The organism is Mastigocoleus sp. MO_188.B34, assembly GCF_030065675.1.
Taxonomy (GTDB): Bacteria; Cyanobacteriota; Cyanobacteriia; order Cyanobacteriales; family Nostocaceae; genus Mastigocoleus.
This window is the reverse complement of the sequence record NZ_JASJDK010000064.1, coordinates 21,603-41,887: the sequence shown is the minus strand read 5'-3', so window position 1 is coordinate 41,887 and position 20,285 is coordinate 21,603. Positions and strand designations below refer to the sequence as shown.

13 protein-coding genes and 1 pseudogene are annotated in these 20,285 nt (G+C 35.8%); 3 read left to right on the top strand and 11 right to left on the bottom strand.

The annotated features are described in order from the left end of the window. Positions 1 to 380: 380 nt before the first annotated feature. The gene (locus QNJ50_RS16055) at positions 381 to 803 is read right to left on the bottom strand and encodes a CVNH domain-containing protein (protein ID WP_300636946.1); all 423 of its coding nucleotides are present in this window, start codon (positions 801 to 803) and stop codon (positions 381 to 383) included. A gap of 247 nt (positions 804 to 1,050) precedes the next feature. Here QNJ50_RS16055 and QNJ50_RS16050 point away from each other — a divergent pair. Beyond that, a pseudogene (locus QNJ50_RS16050) lies at positions 1,051 to 1,290 on the top strand (transposase); the annotation flags it as partial. 461 nt (positions 1,291 to 1,751) lie between these two features. Here QNJ50_RS16050 and QNJ50_RS16045 read toward each other — a convergent pair. After that, positions 1,752 to 2,276: an AraC family transcriptional regulator gene (locus QNJ50_RS16045; protein ID WP_300636944.1), complete on the bottom strand. Its 525-nt coding sequence runs from the start codon at positions 2,274 to 2,276 to the stop codon at positions 1,752 to 1,754. A 508-nt stretch (positions 2,277 to 2,784) separates the two neighbouring features. On the opposite strand from QNJ50_RS16045, the gene QNJ50_RS16040 reads away from it, so the two are divergent. After that, positions 2,785 to 3,624, top strand: coding sequence for a polysaccharide deacetylase family protein (locus QNJ50_RS16040; RefSeq protein WP_300636942.1), 840 nt, complete (start codon positions 2,785 to 2,787; stop codon positions 3,622 to 3,624). 153 nt (positions 3,625 to 3,777) lie between these two features. On the opposite strand, the gene QNJ50_RS16035 is transcribed toward QNJ50_RS16040, so the two are convergent. The 8 genes from QNJ50_RS16035 to QNJ50_RS16000 form a co-directional block, all read right to left on the bottom strand. Then, positions 3,778 to 4,836 carry a LysM peptidoglycan-binding domain-containing protein gene (locus tag QNJ50_RS16035; RefSeq protein WP_300636940.1) on the bottom strand — a complete coding sequence of 353 codons (1,059 nt, stop codon included), beginning with the start codon at positions 4,834 to 4,836 and terminating at the stop codon, positions 3,778 to 3,780. Positions 4,837 to 4,936: 100 nt separating this feature from the next. Continuing rightward, positions 4,937 to 9,580, bottom strand: a complete 4,644-nt coding sequence (locus QNJ50_RS16030; RefSeq protein ID WP_300636938.1) for a CHAT domain-containing protein — start codon at positions 9,578 to 9,580, stop codon at positions 4,937 to 4,939. Between the two features lie 109 nt (positions 9,581 to 9,689). Next, positions 9,690 to 10,658, bottom strand: coding sequence for a DUF1822 family protein (locus tag QNJ50_RS16025; RefSeq protein WP_300636936.1), 969 nt, complete (start codon positions 10,656 to 10,658; stop codon positions 9,690 to 9,692). A 22-nt stretch (positions 10,659 to 10,680) separates the two neighbouring features. Beyond that, on the bottom strand, positions 10,681 to 11,409 hold the full coding sequence (locus QNJ50_RS16020) for a sigma-70 family RNA polymerase sigma factor (protein WP_300636934.1): 729 nt from the start codon (positions 11,407 to 11,409) through the stop codon (positions 10,681 to 10,683). Between the two features lie 304 nt (positions 11,410 to 11,713). Next, the gene (trpA, locus tag QNJ50_RS16015; protein ID WP_300636932.1) at positions 11,714 to 12,541 is read right to left on the bottom strand and encodes a tryptophan synthase subunit alpha; all 828 of its coding nucleotides are present in this window, start codon (positions 12,539 to 12,541) and stop codon (positions 11,714 to 11,716) included. 482 nt (positions 12,542 to 13,023) lie between these two features. Beyond that, positions 13,024 to 13,239: a hypothetical protein gene (locus tag QNJ50_RS16010; RefSeq protein WP_300636930.1), complete on the bottom strand. Its 216-nt coding sequence runs from the start codon at positions 13,237 to 13,239 to the stop codon at positions 13,024 to 13,026. Between the two features lie 132 nt (positions 13,240 to 13,371). Beyond that, on the bottom strand, positions 13,372 to 14,259 hold the full coding sequence (locus QNJ50_RS16005; protein WP_300636928.1) for a CoA-binding protein: 888 nt from the start codon (positions 14,257 to 14,259) through the stop codon (positions 13,372 to 13,374). Positions 14,260 to 14,863: 604 nt separating this feature from the next. Further along, positions 14,864 to 16,087: a succinate--CoA ligase subunit beta gene (locus QNJ50_RS16000; protein WP_300636926.1), complete on the bottom strand. Its 1,224-nt coding sequence runs from the start codon at positions 16,085 to 16,087 to the stop codon at positions 14,864 to 14,866. A 1,069-nt stretch (positions 16,088 to 17,156) separates the two neighbouring features. Here QNJ50_RS16000 and QNJ50_RS15995 point away from each other — a divergent pair. Beyond that, positions 17,157 to 19,022 carry a hypothetical protein gene (locus QNJ50_RS15995; RefSeq protein ID WP_300636924.1) on the top strand — a complete coding sequence of 622 codons (1,866 nt, stop codon included), beginning with the start codon at positions 17,157 to 17,159 and terminating at the stop codon, positions 19,020 to 19,022. A gap of 152 nt (positions 19,023 to 19,174) precedes the next feature. On the opposite strand, the gene fetB is transcribed toward QNJ50_RS15995, so the two are convergent. Continuing rightward, on the bottom strand, positions 19,175 to 19,954 hold the full coding sequence (gene fetB / locus QNJ50_RS15990) for an iron export ABC transporter permease subunit FetB (RefSeq protein WP_300636950.1): 780 nt from the start codon (positions 19,952 to 19,954) through the stop codon (positions 19,175 to 19,177). Positions 19,955 to 20,285: the final 331 nt, after the last annotated feature.

Genomic DNA, 20,285 nt, shown 5'->3' with positions numbered 1-20,285 from the left:
AACTGTTGCAAAACAATAATTTTGGCTTTGAGAATTTTATGCAGGCTCATAAAGAATTGGTATAACCCCATTATTTCTTCACTTCAGAGGAACATTTTAATGTTTAATTACTTAAACACAGCCTTATTTCTATGAAAGATGGTGAAGATTTAATAAAACTTAGTAAAAGTTTGAGAGCAAGGTTTTGGTAATTTCTTAAATACACAAAAGTCACAATCAATATTTGGGAAATTAAAACTATTGCTATAGAAATCCTAAATAATTTATCAAAATCAATATTGTAGAGATGTTGCATGCAACATCTCTACAGGAGTTATCTGTTCACAAATTAAATAGGACTATTTTTGTCCAAATTATAAAAAATTAGCAGTAATTTGATGTTAGTCAAAGTCTAAAGTTCCATTTCTATTGGTTATTCTTCCATTTAAATTCAATGAGGTATTTCTGTAATCTCTCTGGAATGTTCTACAATCTGCTCTCAGCGTACTCTTTCCTGCAATTCTTATGTTTTTGCACGAAGCAGAAAAATTTCCTCCCCGATTTGAAAATCGTAGATATCCATTACGATTTGTGACAAAATTATTTAGATTAATTCCAGTGTTTTTGTAATTAGCTCTGCGAGTTTTGCACCTTGCACTCAACCAAGAACCTGATACCCTGACACGTTTACAGGTATTTGCAAAGCCCCCAGCTAGAGCTTGACTACCAAAAGGATTAAAACTTGCAAGCACTATAAAAAGGAGCATTAAATTAAGTACACTAAAGCTATTTTTTTGGATTTTAACCATCACTTTTTCCTTCATGTTTGATTGAGAAATTATACTTTAAGATGCGATTTTGTTCGTAATTACATTACTAGGTATGCAAAAATAAAATAAAAGTTGCATCTTTAATTTTGTGCAAGTAATTGATTGTGTGCGATACACTTGGTTACTTATTAATATCAATGCTATGATTTTCTAATTTAATATTTAATTAAATATTTTTAGGTATTTTAAAAATAAAATTAATTATTTTTAGGTATTTATCATTAGAACTTATATATAAATAAAAATAGTTATTAGCCTAGACAATGCTAGTTTCCATAAAAGAAAAGATTTTTTAGATAAAATTGAAACGGAAATGCCAAATTTTATCTTGGAATTTTTACCTCCTCATAGTCCAGATTATAATTTAACTGAACTAGTTTGGCATTCGGCTGGAGAATATATAACTCATAGATTATTTGAATAAGTAGAACAGCTATAAGAGTTGTTACATAAATTGTTAAATCAAGGAGGTCTCATTTAATAATGAGACCTCAAAATTAAAAATAAAAGTAATGTTGTTACATTCAATTTAGCTGCTATACAGCTAAAACCTATTACTTTACCTCTACGACCCTTCAGGTATATGGTCTAAATCAATAATGAATAGACCTCCATTATATTTTTTATCTGTATAAATACGGATTGCCTTTCTCTGGCGTTGTTCTTCGGAATTATAGCCATCCGATTCAACGTCGATTTTGATTTTGTTCCCATCGACAATGCTCATAAGTTCATCCCACTTTCCATATTCTACATAACTGATGCCTAAAAGTTGTTTTGTTCTTTGAGGATATTTTTGAATATAATCGAAGACAATTGATATTTTTTATGAAAATGGTAGATTACCAATTTTCCTTTCTACCATTTTTGTATATCTATATTAATATTTTGGACGGGTCTAATAGATAAGTAAAATTTTGAGGCATTAATCTTAAGGTATTATCATAATGATAATGCATGAATTCGTTGTTTTTCTCTCCAGTTTTGAGGTGTAGTTTGGTGATAATTACGAAATTGACAATAAAAATGATTAATATTGTTATATCCGACCTTGAAAGCTATATTTTCAATGGAATCCTCAGTTTCTAAAAGTAGGTATCTTGCTTCTGCTATCCGGCGTTCGATAATCCAATTATTGACTGTTTTACCGGTAAGTTTTCGCACTAAGTCAGTTAAGTAAGCAGAAGAATAACCAACTTCTTGAGCTACTTCTTTTAGTCTAATATTTTTATGATAATTTAATTCAATAAACTCAAATACCTCACTTAATCGCGGAATTGATGGGAATATCGACTTCTGAATATTTGAGTTTTGACTTTCTGCTGTAACAGATAATTTATCTTGTGCTAGCTGAACACTGATCAGACCATTTTCTATATCAATAATTTCAAATCCTGCCGTTTCTAAAGATTTAATCAAGAGATATTTAGTTTCATTTTTGGCTTCAAACAATAAAATTTTATTCATTTGATTTTCTAATTATATAACTACTAAGAACAATAATTTGCTCTAGAAGTTACTCAGCTAAAATCAAATATTTTATCTGAAGCATGAGAGAATTTTAATATTAGTTAATAAAATTCTATAAGCGAATTATAATATAGTGTTATCCCAGAATTTATATGAAATACAATTACTACGATTGAGATTTTTTTCATGACGTAATGATATAAAAAACATCTTCTGCGATCGCATTAGAGATGAAGCCTATTATTGCTAATTGTGCGGCGAAAATATTACGAAGATGCGTCTGAAATAGAAAATTTTGTCCGAAGATGAATTATATAAATGGATATCGTCACAATACTTCCTATTCATAAGTATAATAAATTGCTTTCAACTATTATTAAAAATCTAAAATTTTGTTCTATAAATATATAAAAATAATTAACAATTTCTTCTGATATCGAAATCTAGTTAATTTACTTGATAAATCTTCAAGATTACTATTATTAGTATTTAGGAAAAAACTATCATGCCAAAACCAATTTACTCGGGTGACCAAACATATGCTTCCATAGCTCTTACCTTTGATGACGGTCCACATGACATAACATCAAAGCTACTTGATGTACTCCGCAAGCATAATGTTAAAGCCACTTTCTTTTGTATTGCTCCACGTGTTAAAGAGCTTCCGCAGATTGTCAAGCAAACCTATAACGAAGGTCATATAATTGCCAATCATTCTGATGGTAATCAAAGTCTTCGGACCTTGGATGATAATACAGTTCTTAATAAGCTGCGCAATACTAATGAAATAATTAAACAAGTAACCGGATATACCCCCCAATATTTTCGTCCTCCGCTTGGTGAACCTCCGAATTGGGATACTGACAAGGGTAATGCTCCTGATCGTCCCCAACGAGTAACTAATTTGGCTGCAACTCTTGGACTTACTCATATCCACTGGTCGATTGATACGAATGATTGGAGAAGTCCTGGAGTAGAATCCATTGTCACCACTTTGCTATATGCTAAAAAGGGATCAATTATTCTATGTCACGATCTACCTGGAGAAGAAAATCAACCAAAGGGAGAACATACAATCAAAGCACTTGATATTGCTATTCCTCAACTCAAACAACGAGGTTTGAGTTTTGTCACCATTGAAGAACTCTTATCTACTACGGGAAAATGTCCACCTGATTCTCAAGTTTATGTGGTACAACCTGATGACTATCTATCAAAGATAGCCGAAAAATTTTACGGAGACGGTAGCGAACAATCGTGGAGGAGAATTTACAAAGCTAATAAAGATTTGATTAGCGATCCCACACAAATTGAAGTGGGATGGAAGCTTTGTATTCCTCAATAAATAATTTCAGTAACTATTGTAATATTTAAAACTATTGACTCTATAGAGCTTTAAGTTACCCCATCTTACCAGTACTAGTAAGATAGGGGGTTTGTCCAGTATGTGGGAACTGATGAAGACAAAATTATTTGACTTTCACCAGTGTTACCAAATTTAGGGAACAATGTCTTTGAGAGTAAAATCTACCCAAATTACTCCCACCTCTGGATTACTGCATTTTTCAGCCAAGCCCAGACCTATAGTTTGGGGGAACGGTTGAGTTAGCTGCTCCCACCAGAATTTATCGGTTTTGCCTGTCTCATCATTTTTCACGTCATCATACCCAATCTGGAACATTACTGGGTTGGTGCTAAAGTAATCAGCAAATTCTGTCATCCAATTTAAGAATGCTTGATAACTAGAGAATCCCTGAGCACTATTAATAAAAATAATCTCACCTCGGTAATTCTTTGGCAGTTTGAAATCGTCCCAGGAAGGTCTGTGATAGTGCTTGAGACATAGTCGATAGCTAGGGTTGTAAGATTTCACTGCCTCTTCCCATACTTGCGCTAGTTCGTCTGTAACGGGTGGAATTTTATCTGCTTCTTCTAGAGCTACACTTGTGCGCTTATACCACTCTACATCGATGCCAAAACCGATCACGCTTGGATGATGTCCATACTGTCTTAAGGTCACGTCAATCAAATCTTTCATATCGGCATAGCCGGATTCTACTTGCAGGAAGACCTTAACCCCTTGACGGTCAAAATAACTTAGATAACTTTCGTGCTTATCTATATCTGAAAAGCGGATTCGCGGATCGTAGTTACCGCCTGGATTGGGAAAACCCATATTCATTCCACTATTGGTGTTCTTAGTGTCATTGAACTCACCAACCAGCCATACTCCCACTGGGGTGGAACTAGGGAAATATCCTGCCATGGTTTGCATTGCTTTAGCCCAATATTCTGATGGAGGGAACGGTTCGGGGGGACCGGGATAGTAAAAATAAGGGGATGAACGTACCCCTGCGAATTTAATAATTGAACCTTTACTAGGAAGGCAGATTTCATCACCTGGGTACAATTTCCTAGCCTCTTCTTCTGTAAATGGTGTGCAATTTGGTTTCGTAATTTCCTGCCAACGATTACCATCACCTAACTCTCTTTCGGCAATAAGAAAGAGGGTATCTCCTGACTTAATAATGTATGATGTTCCGCATGTACAAGACATAAATAACCTCCAAAAAATCAAATTACAAAAAAATTAATGCTAGGGAAGACCAAGAACTTTTTAATTGGTAAGATATAAGAATAAGCACAAATAGATTAATTCAGCTACACAGATAGCGATCGCTTTGACTAACCTGAGAATTTGTCTTCAAATAATCACCAGCCCAATCACAACCTATCTTTAGTAGCTTATCTAGATTTAAATCTTGCTCAATATTCCAAAGAATCACACTCTTGTCCTTACTTGCCGAAGCCAGCATCTTACCATCGCCGCTAAAACTTAGACTTGAAACCTCATCTTTGTGCAAATCCAGGGTTTTTTGCCACGTACCATTTAGTTTCCAAAGTTTGACTTTCCCATCGTCACTTGCTGTGGCAATCATATTACCTTGGGGGTTAAAAGCAACTCTTTTTACTTCACCACCTTCTTGAGCTACTAGTATATTTCTTTGCAAAGTACCATCTATATTCCAGAGTCTAACTATTCCGTCCTCACTAGCCGAAGCAATTGTTTTGCTGTCAGGGCTAATTGCAATTCCATAAACTTCACCATTGTGACCATGTATAGTATTTAACAACTTGCCATTTTGGTTCCAGAGTTTAACTGTACCATCCCTACTGGCTGAAGCAATCAGCTTGTTATCATGACTGAAAGCTAAATCCCATATCCTATTACTATGACCTTGGAAAGTATTCTTTGAGATAATTTTCTTCAGCGTCCCATCAAGCTTCCACAGCTTAATAGTTGTATCATCACCTGCTGCGGCAATCATTTTGCCATCTGGGCTAAAAGCAACTGTGCGAAATGCATCATGTTTATCATCTTCATTCAAGTCTTGAAGCCATGTACCATCTCGCTTCCATAGTTTCACTGTACCTTCTCCACCTGCGGAAGCAATTATATGACCCTCAGGGCTAAAAGCAACTGCAAAAATGCGATCGCTATGACCTTTAAGTATTTTCAATAAATCTCCTTCTCTATTCCAGAGCTTGACATTTTTGTTCCCATCTACTGTAGCCACCAGTTCGCCGTCCGGGCTGATAGAAACTCCATAAACTGAACTGCTATATCCAGAGAGAATTTTTAGTGATGTACCGCTTATTTTCCAAAGTTTAACCGTTTTATCTTCACTCGCTGAGGCAATGATTTCACTTTTGGGACCCAAAGTAACTCCGTGAACTTCGCCATCATGACCTGCTAGTGTGTTCAACAATTGACCATCGCTAACTTTCCAGAGTTTCACAGTTGTGTCATCACTGACTGAGGTAATGATCTTATTGTCAGTGCTAAAAGCAACTCCTCTGACAGCAGCATTATGACCTACCAGTGTTTTCAAAAGTTGACCATTGCTAACTTTCCAGAGTTTTACTTTTTTGTCGTCAGAAGCTGTAGCAATTTTACTACCGTCAGAACTAAAAACAGCTGCGTAAACCTCATTGCCTTGCTTGTCAACTTTAAGACTTCTTAGTAAGGCACCATCAAGTGTCCAGAGTTTAACTGTTCCTTCCCAACCTCCGGAGGCAATCATTTTGCTATCAGGGCTAAAATCTACCGTTGTCTGTTGAGGTAAATTTCCATCTAGTGTTATCGTTTTTACGAGTGTGCCATCAAGTTTCCAGAGTTTAACTGTTCCGTCCCAACTTGCTGATGCAATCATCTCGCCGTTAGGACTGATAGTAACTCTCTTAATAGCATCAGTATGACCTTTAAGTGTTTTCAACAATGTACCATCTGGTTTCCAGAGTTTAATAGTTTTATCCTCACCACCCGATGCAATGATTTGATCTAACTCCTGGGGGGTCATCATAGCTGTGCTATCTAGCTGTGATACATTGGAGACGGAACTGCTCACAGGACTAAAAGCAACTGTGTAAACCTGAGCATCATGTCCGATCAAGGTTTTCAATAGTGTGCCGTCTAGTTTCCAAAGTTTGACGGTCTTATCCTGGCTTGCTGTAGCAATTATATTACCTTGAGGGCTGATTGCAACTGCTTCAACTGGAGCCTTATGCCCTGATAAACGGTTGTACTCTTTAATCTTATAAAGTACATTTTTTAGCGCCTTGACAACTATCTTTTGAGTATCTGTTTTTACCCAAGGTAACTTTTTCAATTGTTTCCATTCTTGCCCCGCTCTGATTGCTGCTGTAAGTCCCTGCAATTGTTGGTTTGAGCTTAAAAACGCTTCTGAAGATGCACTAAGAGCTTTAATCTCACTCTTTAATGAATTCTGCCATTGCCATCCAGCAATTCCAGCTAATATTAAAGCTAAAACTAAGCCACCAGAAAGTCCTAAGATAGTAAATTGTTGTCTGCGCTTTTGCTTTTCACTCTCACGCGATCGCAGTTCCACACTCAATCCAATAAAACTGCTCTCAAAGGAACTCAACTCTATAAAGCGTTTGCTTTGCCAATATAATGCATCTGTCAAAGGCTTTCCTCGCAATAAGCCACCCTCATCTTCACCGCTACTCTCCCAACTACGCATGGCTGCTCGTAACTGCTCTTGCCAATGACGAAACTCCCGGTCTTGTTGCATCCACTCCTGTAGTTGTCCCCAATTGCGAATTAGAGCTTCATGGACAATTTCTACAGTTTCCAAGCCAGTTTTTTCATCATATCCCGTAACTACTAAGCGAGCATCAGCTAAGTGGCTTACCAAATCCCAGTTTTCTTTACCAACTTCAGTGCGCGTAGCTACACGACGGGTATCTTCTGTTCCCTGTCCTGGATATACGAGTTGGATAAAAATTCGCCTTACCTTTTCTTTTTGCTCGCAGTTGAGTTGATTATATGTTTCTTGCGCATAACAAGCCAATGCTGCTTCTACTCCTCCAATTCGCTCGTAAGCAGCGTGGGTCAATTGGGCATCTTGCTGTTTTTCCCACAGTTGAGTCAGGGCAAATTCTAATAAGGGTAAATCTCCTGGTTCAGCGCTGACCGCAGAAAGAATACGTTCAGTTAATCCCTGCTCAATTCTTACTCCCAGTAATTCCGCAGGTTGTTCTACTGATGTTTGTAGTTCTCTTTCTGTCATTGGAGCAAGTTTTAAGTCTGCATACTGCAAAGCATCGGCAAAAGGACGGTAAGATAAAGCCTGTCCCAAAAAATCTGCTCTTAGAGTGATGACAAAAGTGAAATTATGACAACTATTAATTGCTTCTAATAGTCTATCTAGAAAAGCTTTGCGTTCTTGTGAATCTTTGCATAGGGTGTAAAGTTCTTCAAACTGATCGACAATTAATAAGAAACGTTTGCTGGAATATTCTCTGAGGATATCATCTACTACATCGAGTAACCCATTTTCATATTGTTTCAAGTCATTGGCAAGATTTCTGGTTGAACGTAGGCGCTCGGTACGGTTGAGATGACTTTCTTCTTGGGATACCAATGCAGCAGCGAGGGAAAACAGGGGTCTAGAACCTGGTCTAAAGTCAACAATATGCCAGTTATTTGTATCTCGTAAATGTTTTACCAAGCCAGCGAACACCACACTAGATTTACCACTACCACTAGAACCAATAACAGCAACTAAAGGTTGATGACATACAGCCTTTACTAACGTGTTAGTAAAATCTTCTCGTCCAAAAAAGAACTCTGCATCTTCTTCTCGAAAAGCGAATAAACCGCGATAGGGGCTAATCTTAGTTGGACGGCGACCTAAATCTAACCAAGTTGGTGGAACAGAGGAGGAATTTTGACAAATTACTGGTAATAGAGAAGCACAGGGATAGTCATTTTCCAAACCATGTAATTTCAATCTTGCTTCTTTCACCGCTTGATACAAAGGCTTGCGATCGCCAGCAAAAGCCGCGAGAAAATGCTTTAAAAATACCTGGGCGACTTTATCTGGTACTTGTTCTCGCATCACAATCATTTGGGGAATATTTAGCGCTTCTAAGTCAGAGGCTAATCCCAAACCATCACAGGAATTGAAAATTGCTAAAGCTAAGCCTTTGGCGATAGACTTTTTTAAACCATATTTGAGATCATCAGTCGTTAAACTTTCTTTATTTTCATTAATGTATATTCGACCACTATCCTCTGCTGTCTGACTATGACCTGCAAAAAATAAGATATCCCAAGGTCCTTCCCACAAGGAATCATTGATTTGGTAACGTTGTGGTTCTACTAAGAAGGTAACTTCAGCATCTGGTAAACTATTGAGTAATTTTCGATCTGCTTCAATATCAATACCGGTACTGTTACCTAAAATAGCTAGAATTTTAACTTTATCTCTGTAAGTAGATGTTTTTGCTGTTATGGGTTTTTGATAATCTGCTGCACTTAAAGCTGGTTCAGCATTAGGATACTCTTCCACTAAATCCCACAAATGCCACGGTATTTGTCTTAATTCTTGAGAAGATGTACGAATGAGTACCCTTGCTGGCTCATGTTCTTTTAATTCCTTCAACCAAGTCTCGCGTATGGGACGAAACGACTCCGAACGCATCCAGTTATTCAGTTGTTTTTGTAACTCACCTGTTGATTTTTGGCAACTTTCACGCTTCTCGGTAATAGAACCATCGTAAGCAACTTTTATTGCTTTTAGTGCGCGAGTAGATTTTCCCAAACTACGATAATCTGAGCGCCAATGGTCAATTTTTGTCAATAGTTCTGGGTCTAATGGTAAATTACCGGTAACTTCTATATGGGCACTACAACCTTCTGAAGCAAGTGAGAACGTCACTTGTAAGCCCATTTGAAAATTGCCATCTAGTTTTAGGACAACCAATTTTGTCATTGGTGGTACTTATAAGATTTATAATATTATTTTTTCATAGGTGACTGTATTTCCAACTTATGCACTTAGTATCACCTGAACTAGTTTGTGAATGCGGATGATTGACGGTTTAGATAGTAAAATTATCGATCGCGCTGAAATCTCCTAAAACTATCTTGACACTGAAGAAATCTCCACGAGATGCGCTAAATTCCAATTCAATTTTTTTGTTATCGTTTTTGGCTTTAGCTTCCATTACAGCATTCCCTTCTTCATCTAAAATCATGACATGAAGCAAAGGTGGTAAATATTCTTTCCCATTTCCTGGGTGTAAGCTGACAACGATATTTAAATCATTAGAATTATTTTGATCGCGACTGACATTAACAATTATTCCTACTGATTCTTTGTTTGTCTGGATACCAAAGTCAATTATTTTAGCTCGTTCAACAGAGTTACTTAAACTCTCACTTAAATTATCTTCAGCACTTCTAAATTGCCAAGCTGGTTGAGCAAAAAAAACACTTTCAATTGCCTGCCAATCTTCATTAAAAATATTCTCAAACCATCTTGTCAAATTGACCTGCTTTTGTTCAGGTGATATAGTTTTTTCTAATTCTGTAGATTCTAAAAATTCGAGATATTCTAGTAATTCTTCTAAAGGCTTTAATTGATTAAGAGGTAGATTATCAATTGATATTTCTTTAACAAACCCCAACAATTTTGCTGATTGAAAATATTTATCTATTTCCACAGCTACATAAGCAATGCGATTTGATTGGACTTCCGGTGGAATATAAACAAAATCTTCACCTTTTTGGACTGGAAGACATTCTAACTTCCCTAAATTATTGATTAACAAATCGGCTGTATCCATTAGGGTTTGCTGTACAGGGTTACAACTATCACTTGCTTCTAAGTCAGTTGCAAAACCCATACATCTAAGATAAAAATCAACAAAGTATACGGATAATGTATTAAGTAAAACCTGCTGGCATTTTTCCGGGGTAATTTGTTGTTTAGACCATCTTTCTGCTTGTATTCGAGCAACAGTAGATATTGGACCGCTAAATGTAAATAAAGTTGCTATATCACTCATTAATTTGACCCTCAATTAAGTCCTAGGACCCACATAAATCTCTAAATTCACTGCGAAATTTCTCTAAGTTTCGTTGATAAAAATTACTTAAGGTTGGGATCGGAATACTAAATTCATCTGAAATATCTTTCCAAGGTATACCCGACCATCTTTTAATGGCTATCTCTCGGAAATTTACTTGAGGATATTTTTTGATATGTGCTGCTCTAAAAATTCCTTTAGGATCTATTTCTATATATCTTCTAATTTTTTGATAGTCAGAGATATAATTATTTGTACTTTCTCCTATATAAAATTCCAAATTTGCAAGATTTTCATTTCTAAGATTTTCAGTTCCAAGATTTTCAGTTTCAAGATTTTCAGTTTCAAGATTTTCAGTTCCAAGATTTTCAGTTCCAAGATTTTCTAAAATGGATTTTTCTAAGTTAATTTCATTAGTATTACCGATTACCTTTGGAATAGCCTCATTAAAAAAACGGCGACTTAATAACATATTAATCCAAGTTATAAATTTGCCACGTTCGGGGTTATATTTGTCAATATTTGTGCAAATATATAAAAATAAGTCTTGTACTGCTTCTTGGTAAATATATTCATAAACTCCTTGGAATTGATCTTTATATGGACGTACAAGTTTTTGTGAGCGGTAAATAGCATCAATTAATTTTGATAAAGCTATTCGTCTAGTTGTTGTACCTAACGACTGCTGTTGTGCTTGTAGAGCTAGCTCTTGAAGCTGTTGCTCGTTCATAGGTCGTTGATATATTTATGAGAATTTTATTTCTCTACAAAATATCTGATTTTACAAAGAGTTTTATCCAAATTCTTTTGTTTTTGTAACAAAAATTTACTACTATTTTTTTAGGGTAATTTTTCTATAAAATACAGGAATACTAATTTGACAAAATTCTAAAGACCAAATAACAAGTATATAAAATTACATTTCAAATTAAATTATTTCTGACCTGTTATGGTAGCAGTATGAAACATTTATACTCTGTATCTATATATTGAATTGACATAGACACAGAGAATAAAAATAAGTTGTGATTTTCTTATGACCCTGAAACTGTTCCCACAACTTCGTTAGAACTAATTGCTGCTTTCAACTGCTGACAGAGTTCTCCAACAGCTTGTAATCCTTCTCCTGAGTTTTCATTTGCGAGTTTTTTCACAAAAGCACTACCAACAATTACCGCATCTGCTCCCCAATCTTTGACCTGACGCGCTTGTTCTGGACCAGAAATTCCAAAACCAACACCGATAGGTTTCTCAGTTATATCTCGCATGCTCGCAAGCAAATCTTCTACTCGACTTTCCATTTGCGATCGCATTCCTGTAACTCCAGTCACACTAACCAAATAAATAAAACCTTGGGATTGACGGGTAATCGCTTCTATTCTTTCTTTAGAGCTAGTAGGAGCGACTAACAAAGTTACCTCAATCCCAAAATTTGTAGCATTTTGAATCAAGTCCTCTGCTTCTTCTAAAGGTAAATCCGGTATTACCAATCCTCGTACTCCAACTTTAGCAACCTGGGCTAAAAATTCCTTCACCCCCCGGTTCAAAATTGGATTGTAATAAGTAAATAAAATTATTGGTGCTTGTAACTCAGGGCTAACCCGTGCAATCATTTCTAACACTTGCTCTAACTTCGTACCTTTTTCTAAAGCCCGAGTTGCAGCAGCTTGAATTACTGGACCATCTGCTAATGGGTCGGAGTAGGGAACACCCAACTCAATAAAGTCAGCACCATTACGGTCTAAAACTTGCAAAGCTTTCTCTGTGGTTTCTAAATCGGGATCCCCCGCAGTAATAAAAGGAATTAAAGCACAAGATTTGGAAGCTCTTAAGGATTGGAAGGAATTGGAAATAGAAGTCATGCGATCAATTCAAAAATTCAAAAATTCAAAATCTATTAACTTATTTTGCCCATAAGAGTATATTTTCTGAGCAAGAAAATAGAGCGTAACTTCATTTTCGCCTGTCAACTTAAGTCCTCAACAAAAATATGCAAATTTATTGGTAATTGATAATCATAGCGGTTTTCGGTTGAGTGTAGTACACCTCGTAGAGACGTAAAATTTTACGTCTCTACATTTGGGAATTAGAAAATGTATTTGATTCAAATGAAAACCGCTATAGTAATTGGTAATTGTTTTTATATCTGCATTAAATAAGTTGTTTGACTTTTTGTCATAAGTATAGTGCAAGAGGAGCTTTAACCTATAATTGTGTAATTTTGCTTGCAAATAAATTTAAGAAAAAATTAAATGGGAGAGAGAAATTATTTCTCTTTCCCTTTGATTAATTCCATCTGTCAGAATAGTCGATCCAAGCAATATGAAGAAATCTATCAGTAATGCTAGTTTTTTGTGTCATCCTTCGCAGCACAAGGATTAGCACTATCTTTAGCAGCACAAGGATTCACGACATCTTTAGCTGCGCAAGGATTCACACCCTCTTGCGTTTTTTCAGGACCACCGGTAGTTTTACCAGCACATGGGTTCGCACAAGCTCCAATAAATCCCAAACTCAGCATAGAAACGGTAACAAGTGTAGCCAAATATTTAGCTCTCATACAATCTCCCTCCAGCAAAAATTTCATTTCATGGTTTATACGAAGCTGAAGTGAAAATGGATTTACTTATTATTTTTTGTTTGTCAACTGTGGATTTACCGTTGTCAATTCAATCTAAGTCAGGAAACGAAATTACTTGTTAGTTAAAATTTTTTTAACTAATTCGGGTATCTGAGAAGGACGTTCTGCAACCGGAACCTCTGCTTTAGATAAAGCAGCTAGTTTATTTTTAGCAGTACCAAAGTCGGGATCCCGTCCTATCACAGCTGCTAGAGTTCCTGTTTGACGCCAATGTTTTGCTGGTGGAACTTGAGTTCCTGCAATGTAAGCAACTACAGGTTTATCAATAGCTTCTTTAATATATTGCGCTGCAGCTTCTTCACTACCTCCACCAGGTTGACCGACTAATACAATAGCTTCAGTGGAATCATCTTCATCAAGAATCTGTAGCCATTGATTGAAAGATGAACCAACCACTGCATCACTACCAATACTCACACTGATTGATTGTCCAACACCTGCTGTTGTTAATTCCCGCGCAACTTCATAGGTTAAAGTCGTACTGCGACTGATAATTCCAACCACGCCTGGGGTATAAAATTCTGCTGGTTGAGTTCCTAAAAGAATTTTCCCTGGTACAATGATCCCCGGACTATTAGGACCTACAATTAAGGTTTCATTTGCCTCGGCTTTACGTATTAACTTCACCATATCCAGAGGTGGAACCCCAGGTGAGATAATGATAATTTGGCGGATACCTGAAGCGATCGCCTCCAATGCAGCATCTAGCACTTGGTAAGAGTGTACGCAGATAATCGTAGTATCAATTACTCCAAATTCATCTACAACCTCTTCCACTAAATCAAACATTGGCAGATCGTATATTTCTTGTCCCCCATATCCAGGATTCACCCCTGCTAATAAATTTGTACCATGTGCTTTCATTTGAGCAATATGAGATGCACATATAAATTCACTAAAACCCTGGATTAAAACTTTACTGTTTGGCGTTAAATTCATAAGAGTTCGAATAAATTGGGCTACCCACTACCCCAGCCATTGGGAAAGAAATTCAAGAAGTCAGAAGTCAGAAGTCAGAATTGTCAGTTTACTGGGGGATTGAAACCGCCAGTAACGCTTATACCGCTAAAGTTTTTAGCGGGGGTCTTAAACCCAATTTCTTCGTCTAGAAATAGAAAGTCAACCAATTAATTTGTTACTTAAAAAAATTCTGACTTCTGACTTCCTATTTCTGACTTCGAGCCGAAGGCGAAGATAAAATCAGCAAGCATGAATATAAAGTAGCAAACTAGTATCAATAATGTTTGCTTTTTCTTGGATTTAAGATAACGGATTAGAAATTGATATTAACTAAAAATCAAAGAAAAATTTAAGAAAACACTATTACATCTTGAGAAATATTGCATTTCTAAAAAAGTATCTTGGCTTCTACCTCACACCAAATTGCTTTTACTAAATAAAGATTGGCTTAATTAAATACTACAGAGCAAAAGCTAATTCTCGATTAGTTAATTCTCGGTTAGTTAATTCTCGGTTAGTTAGATCTTGCCTGAATTACAATTATTAAGTAGCTACGGATATGTTAGGTGTTATTCATACAACTTTATAAACTTACAGAACTAGTTAATCCAACAGTTCGATCCACTGCTTCATCTAAATTTTCTACTACTGTCAAAGCTAAATTATCAGGAGTTTCTAGCTGAGTTAAATATTTTCTATCTGTCTTATACTCAGAACCAGCTAGACGGACAACTAAATGTGGTAAATCCTGATAAGGAAGATGTTTATTCCCATTGAAACGGATGATTTGTGGTTTCATTTGATTTTCAAAATTTTGAATAAATTTTTCAATCGCGTGACTTACTCCTCCTGATGTAGGTATACACCCCAGAAAATTAATTAAAATTGCTTGGGTGTTACGATCGCTAGCCATCATATGTAGAGCATTTTGAAGGCGATCACTAAAAGCAGTACTTGAATTTTCAATGGAAGGGGAATGGCGTAAATTTAAACAAGTTCCAGGTTTACCTCCAGCATTTGTAACAGAATCTAAGGTTGTCATTAAAGAACCCACACCATTACCAATAATTCCGACGTTCCCTTTGAAATAAAGACCATTCCAAGTGTTAAAGTTAGTACTTACTTGACTTGAGTAAGAACGTTTAGTCATTTTTGCTGCCATGGTAACAATTTCTGGGTGGCGAGCAATAGCGCGATCATTTACCCGAACATTACCATTTAGCGCCATAACCTCAGATGAATTACTCACCGCTAATGGGTTAATTTCTACCAGATCTAAATCTTTTTCTGTAAATAATCGGTACATCTTTTCCAGGATTGCACTTACAGATTGCATAATTTTTCCCCGTAAACCCATTTTTAAGGCTAATCTTCGGGCATAAAACGGCGAAAAATCTTGCTCCACTACCACATGTTGCATCTTATTCTCTGAGCGTTCCCAATCTATATCGGGTTCGTTACACCCCAAAAGTACTGGTCTGCACAAAGCAGTATCCAGAACAACAGCCAAATAAAACTCTTTATGGACCTCGAATTTCGCTTCCGCAAGTAAAACATCCGGTAGTTCGCCCAAGATTGGTAAATTAAAAATATTGTGTGCTGCTGCGATTGCATCAATAGTTGTCTCTACGAATCTGACCCCACCGGCTTTAGTACGTTTATTTCCGTGAACTTGAGACTTTAAAACTATGGGATAGCGAATTTTCAATCTTTTTAAATCTGTAGGATGATCTATTCGTTGAGAAGGCAATACAGGTATGCCGATCGTCCTAAACCATTCTTTAACTTGGAATTCCAACAAATCCATTGATATACACCCTAATTTGCCGTTGACAAAGCTATTCTGCAGCTATCGGTAATAATAGAAATGTTGTACCTTTAATTGCAGAATCTAGCTTGATTTTGGCTATAAAAATAAGACTTCTACTCATTAATTCTATCTAATGTAGTAGTAATAGTAAATTAATTTTTATAGTCAGCTATCTTTGTATTATTACTAATATATAATTTTTACATCGGTAGTTTCGCTACAGTTTTATCTCCAGCTTTGCTCTAAAAATGAAATATTATATTTTCATAAATTGAATTTTTATCATACAACATAAATGAATCATAAAAGATAAAATTTAAATTGAGTTTTAGATATTAAAGTATATATGTACAAAATTATAAATATCGAAAAATCATGATTTTTTCGAATTAAAATCATTTACTCAATGTATTTAAGTTAATTTTTGGCATTAATTTAAGAAAACTTGATTTGTTGTTTTGGATTTAAAGCTATAGATTCAAATCATAATTCACAAATAAAGATTTGTATTTAGTCTAAGGAATGAGAATTTAATAACCTCTAATTCTAAAATCTGAAATCGTTCGTTACGCGATGCTAACGGCACCCTACTTTCGTACTTTATTTAATCCATATTCCAAATATAAAACCCTAAGATACCGTTAAGGTTAAAGTATCTTAACGAAGAGAAAATTTTATATTTTATAAGCTTGATCGCAAGCATTTATCTAAAATGATTGTGATTTAGAAAATGAAGATCAATTAAAAGCTGTGTGTTATGAAAAATTCGACTTTGGTAATCCTTATATAGTAATTGCAATTTTTTGTTACACTTCCATATTTTTTCTAAAAACCCTTATTAATTGGATTTAATACTTTGCTCGCAGATCCCTCATAAAGCATGACTTTGAACTCAAATTATTCTCAAGTGTATTCTCAGAAGGATTTTTTGTTTTGTGTATAAAATTTATGCAGTTCATTCTCATAGATTTAAATACTGAGTTTATAGTGAAAAATAACTTACAAACTGTATAAATTGTGTTAGAAAATTGGTCGTTTGTGTTTTATGGCTGTGGTGGGTTCAACCGTGTATCTGCATTCAACCAATACAGAAAGTTCATACTCTCAGGTCGAAGAAGAAAAAAATCAGCAACATCGCTGTCTAGGATCGACCTCCCAACAAGATTTGCAATTACTAGCTCAGCTTTTGCAAGAATATTTACGCGCAGAAATTCCCTCTGGAGAATTTTTCCTGGTGAGGTGTGCTTTTAAAAAAAAGCAAACAATGGTTTTAATCGAACATCCCTCAGGAGTTAGGGTTGATACTAAAGCAATTTTTACAGTGTTAGAAGAAGCTTTAGAATCAGAGTTGAATTTGTCTCAACAGTATCTAGAATTATTCATCAGGGTTGTGGGTGCAAAACTTCCCTATGCAAAATGTTCTTTAAAACTCGAAATGAAAGAACCTGCAACTTTAAGTCAAAAGAATTCCGGAGAAGATAACGAAGAACCGATTCCTAGTAGTTTCTCTACTGCGGCTTTATCTTTCCCATTGATCGCTCCATCATCTTCTGAATCAATTGAAGACCCGGAACCTACTTTGAGAGACACTAGTGAAAATGAAGTCGAAGTAGAAATATTAACATCTCCTCCATCTTCAAAGACTAAATTACATCGTAAAATAACTTTAATTTGTGGAATTCTGGGAATCGTCGGAATATTTGGAACTGCGGGCTATTTATTTAGTAGTCCTTGTGTTGTATCAAAATGTTCTCAAATTGATACTGCAGAAATGTTGACCCAAAAATCGCCATTATTAGTAAGAGGTGCTGCTTCCGATTCTGATTTAGTGGTTCGACATAAAAAACTTAATCTTGCAATTAATTCGCTAAAAAAAATTCCCAGAATCTCCCCTCATCACAACAAAGCCAATGAATTAATTATTAACTTATCTCAAAAATCAGAACAAATTGAACAAGTATTGCAAGCATTTCAAACAGGTAGACAAGCAACCCAAGCAAGCCGGGGTACAATTAGTAATTTATCAGAACTCCAGAACAGACAGCAATTGTGGCGTGATGCGATCGCTCCATTGGAAACCATTAGCCTCAAGAGTGAGCTATATAATGTTGTGCGACCAAAACTAACCGTATATCGTCAAAACTTAAAAGCTGTAAATGAGCTATTATTCAGTGAGCAGAGATGGTTAAAGAAAATTAAAGATGCTTCATCTGTAGCCAAAGTAGCAAGTGCGCGACAAACACAAGCGAGTTCTTTAAAAGATTTACAAAAAGCTCAATCTACTTGGCAAATTGTTGTTAATGCCTTAAAACCAATACCTAAAACTAGTGTTGCATATTTTCAAGCGCAACAGAAGCTAGCAAAATATCAACCCAAACTCGTTGTAGCTCGTCAACGTACCAACCAAGAGTTAGCTGCAGCAAAATCCTACGAACAAATTCTCAGCGCTACAAATCAGGCTGAAAGTTACGAACGGAGTAATCAATTAGAATTGGCTGTTATGCAATGGAAAGAGGCTTTAAATACCGCACAAAACATTGCAAGCAATACATCTTATTCACAAAAAGCACAGTCTTTAGTAGAACCTTTAAGCTCAGCTCTTACTCAAGCACAACGAAGATTAAAAATTTATAACGAGCAGGACAAAACTCGTAACGACTTAGAAAGAACTTGTTCTGGTGAAGTTATAGTTTGCGAATACACCTTTAATAACAAACAAATTGTGGTTAGGGTTACCAGGGAGTACGAACAAGCATTAGAGCAACGCTTAATTGACGCTAGTCTTCAAGGAGATTCTGAACCGATCGCCAGTGTCAACAATCACCTGCAAACATTACAGCAAGCTTTAGAAGCAATCAGCATCAATGCTAAATCCTCACTGATTGTTTACGATGCTCAAGGTAACGTGATTCAAGAATCAAAAATTCACTAAAGGAGTCAGGAGTCAGGAGTAAGAAGTAAAAAGTAAAAAGTAAGAAGTAAGAAGTAAGAAGTAAGAAGTAAGAAGTAAGGAGTAAACAATTACCCATTACCCATTACCCATTACCCATTACCCATTACCCATTACTCATTACTCATTACTCATTACCTAACAACCAACTGTGCTGCTGAATTGAAAGACTGACGACAAATTCCCCAAGTTACCAACAAAGAGGTCAGTAAATTAGTAAAAGCGATCGCAAACACGATTAAAATTTGATAAGATGCTGCCTCACGGGGATTTACTCCACTAAGTAATTGTCCAGATAAGAATGTTGGTATTGCAATCATGGCAATAATTGTCATCTGATTAATACTAGGAATTAACCCAGCACGAATTGCTTCTTGACGATATTGTTGAATTGCTTGTTGAGGAGATGCACCCAAACTCAAATGGGTTTCAATTTCTTGCTGGCTAGAATTAATCGTTTTTACAAGTCTTTCCCCTGCAATTGCTGCTGCATTCATTGCACTGGCTAAAATCATTCCAGCAATAGGAATCAAATATTGGGGTTCAAACCATATCTTTGGTTGAATTATAAGTAAATTAATATACGTGATAGTTACAGTGCTACTAAAAAGCATTGAAACCCATACCAAAGGAAGCATAAAGGGATTTTTTTGTTCGATACGATTGCGTGCGATAATTGCCGCAATTGAAAGCATTACTGCTAACATCGCCAAAACAGCCCACATATTATTCAACGTGAATACAATATCCAAAATGTATCCCAGTACCACTACCTGGAGAAGAGTTCTACCAGTTGCGATCGCAAATTTTAGTTCTAATCCTAATTTTTCCCAAGCGGATAGGGCTATAACTATCCCCATTAATGCTAACGCGCTAGCTAAGTCCGCAAAAGTAAGCTGAATAATATTCATTATTTGACTCGAATCACTAATAACCAAAGATAGTGACGGGTAATGATGCAAAAAATCCCACCTATCTATTCGACCAATTTTTAAATTTCTTGCTTTCAAAAAGCTTAATAGCCTAATATTGGCAAATATTTTCAGCTTAAAGTAGCAATCATATCAATTGCGTTTACAATAACATACCATGCAAAAATAAATAAAAATGCTTAGGCAAATAGTATTAAAGATGACAGCTTTTCAATCCTTATATGATGAAAAATGCCATTAGTCCAAATGAATTACTCAAAATTAATTACTCAAAATTAATTAGCCCAAATTAAATATTGGTAAATACTAGTAT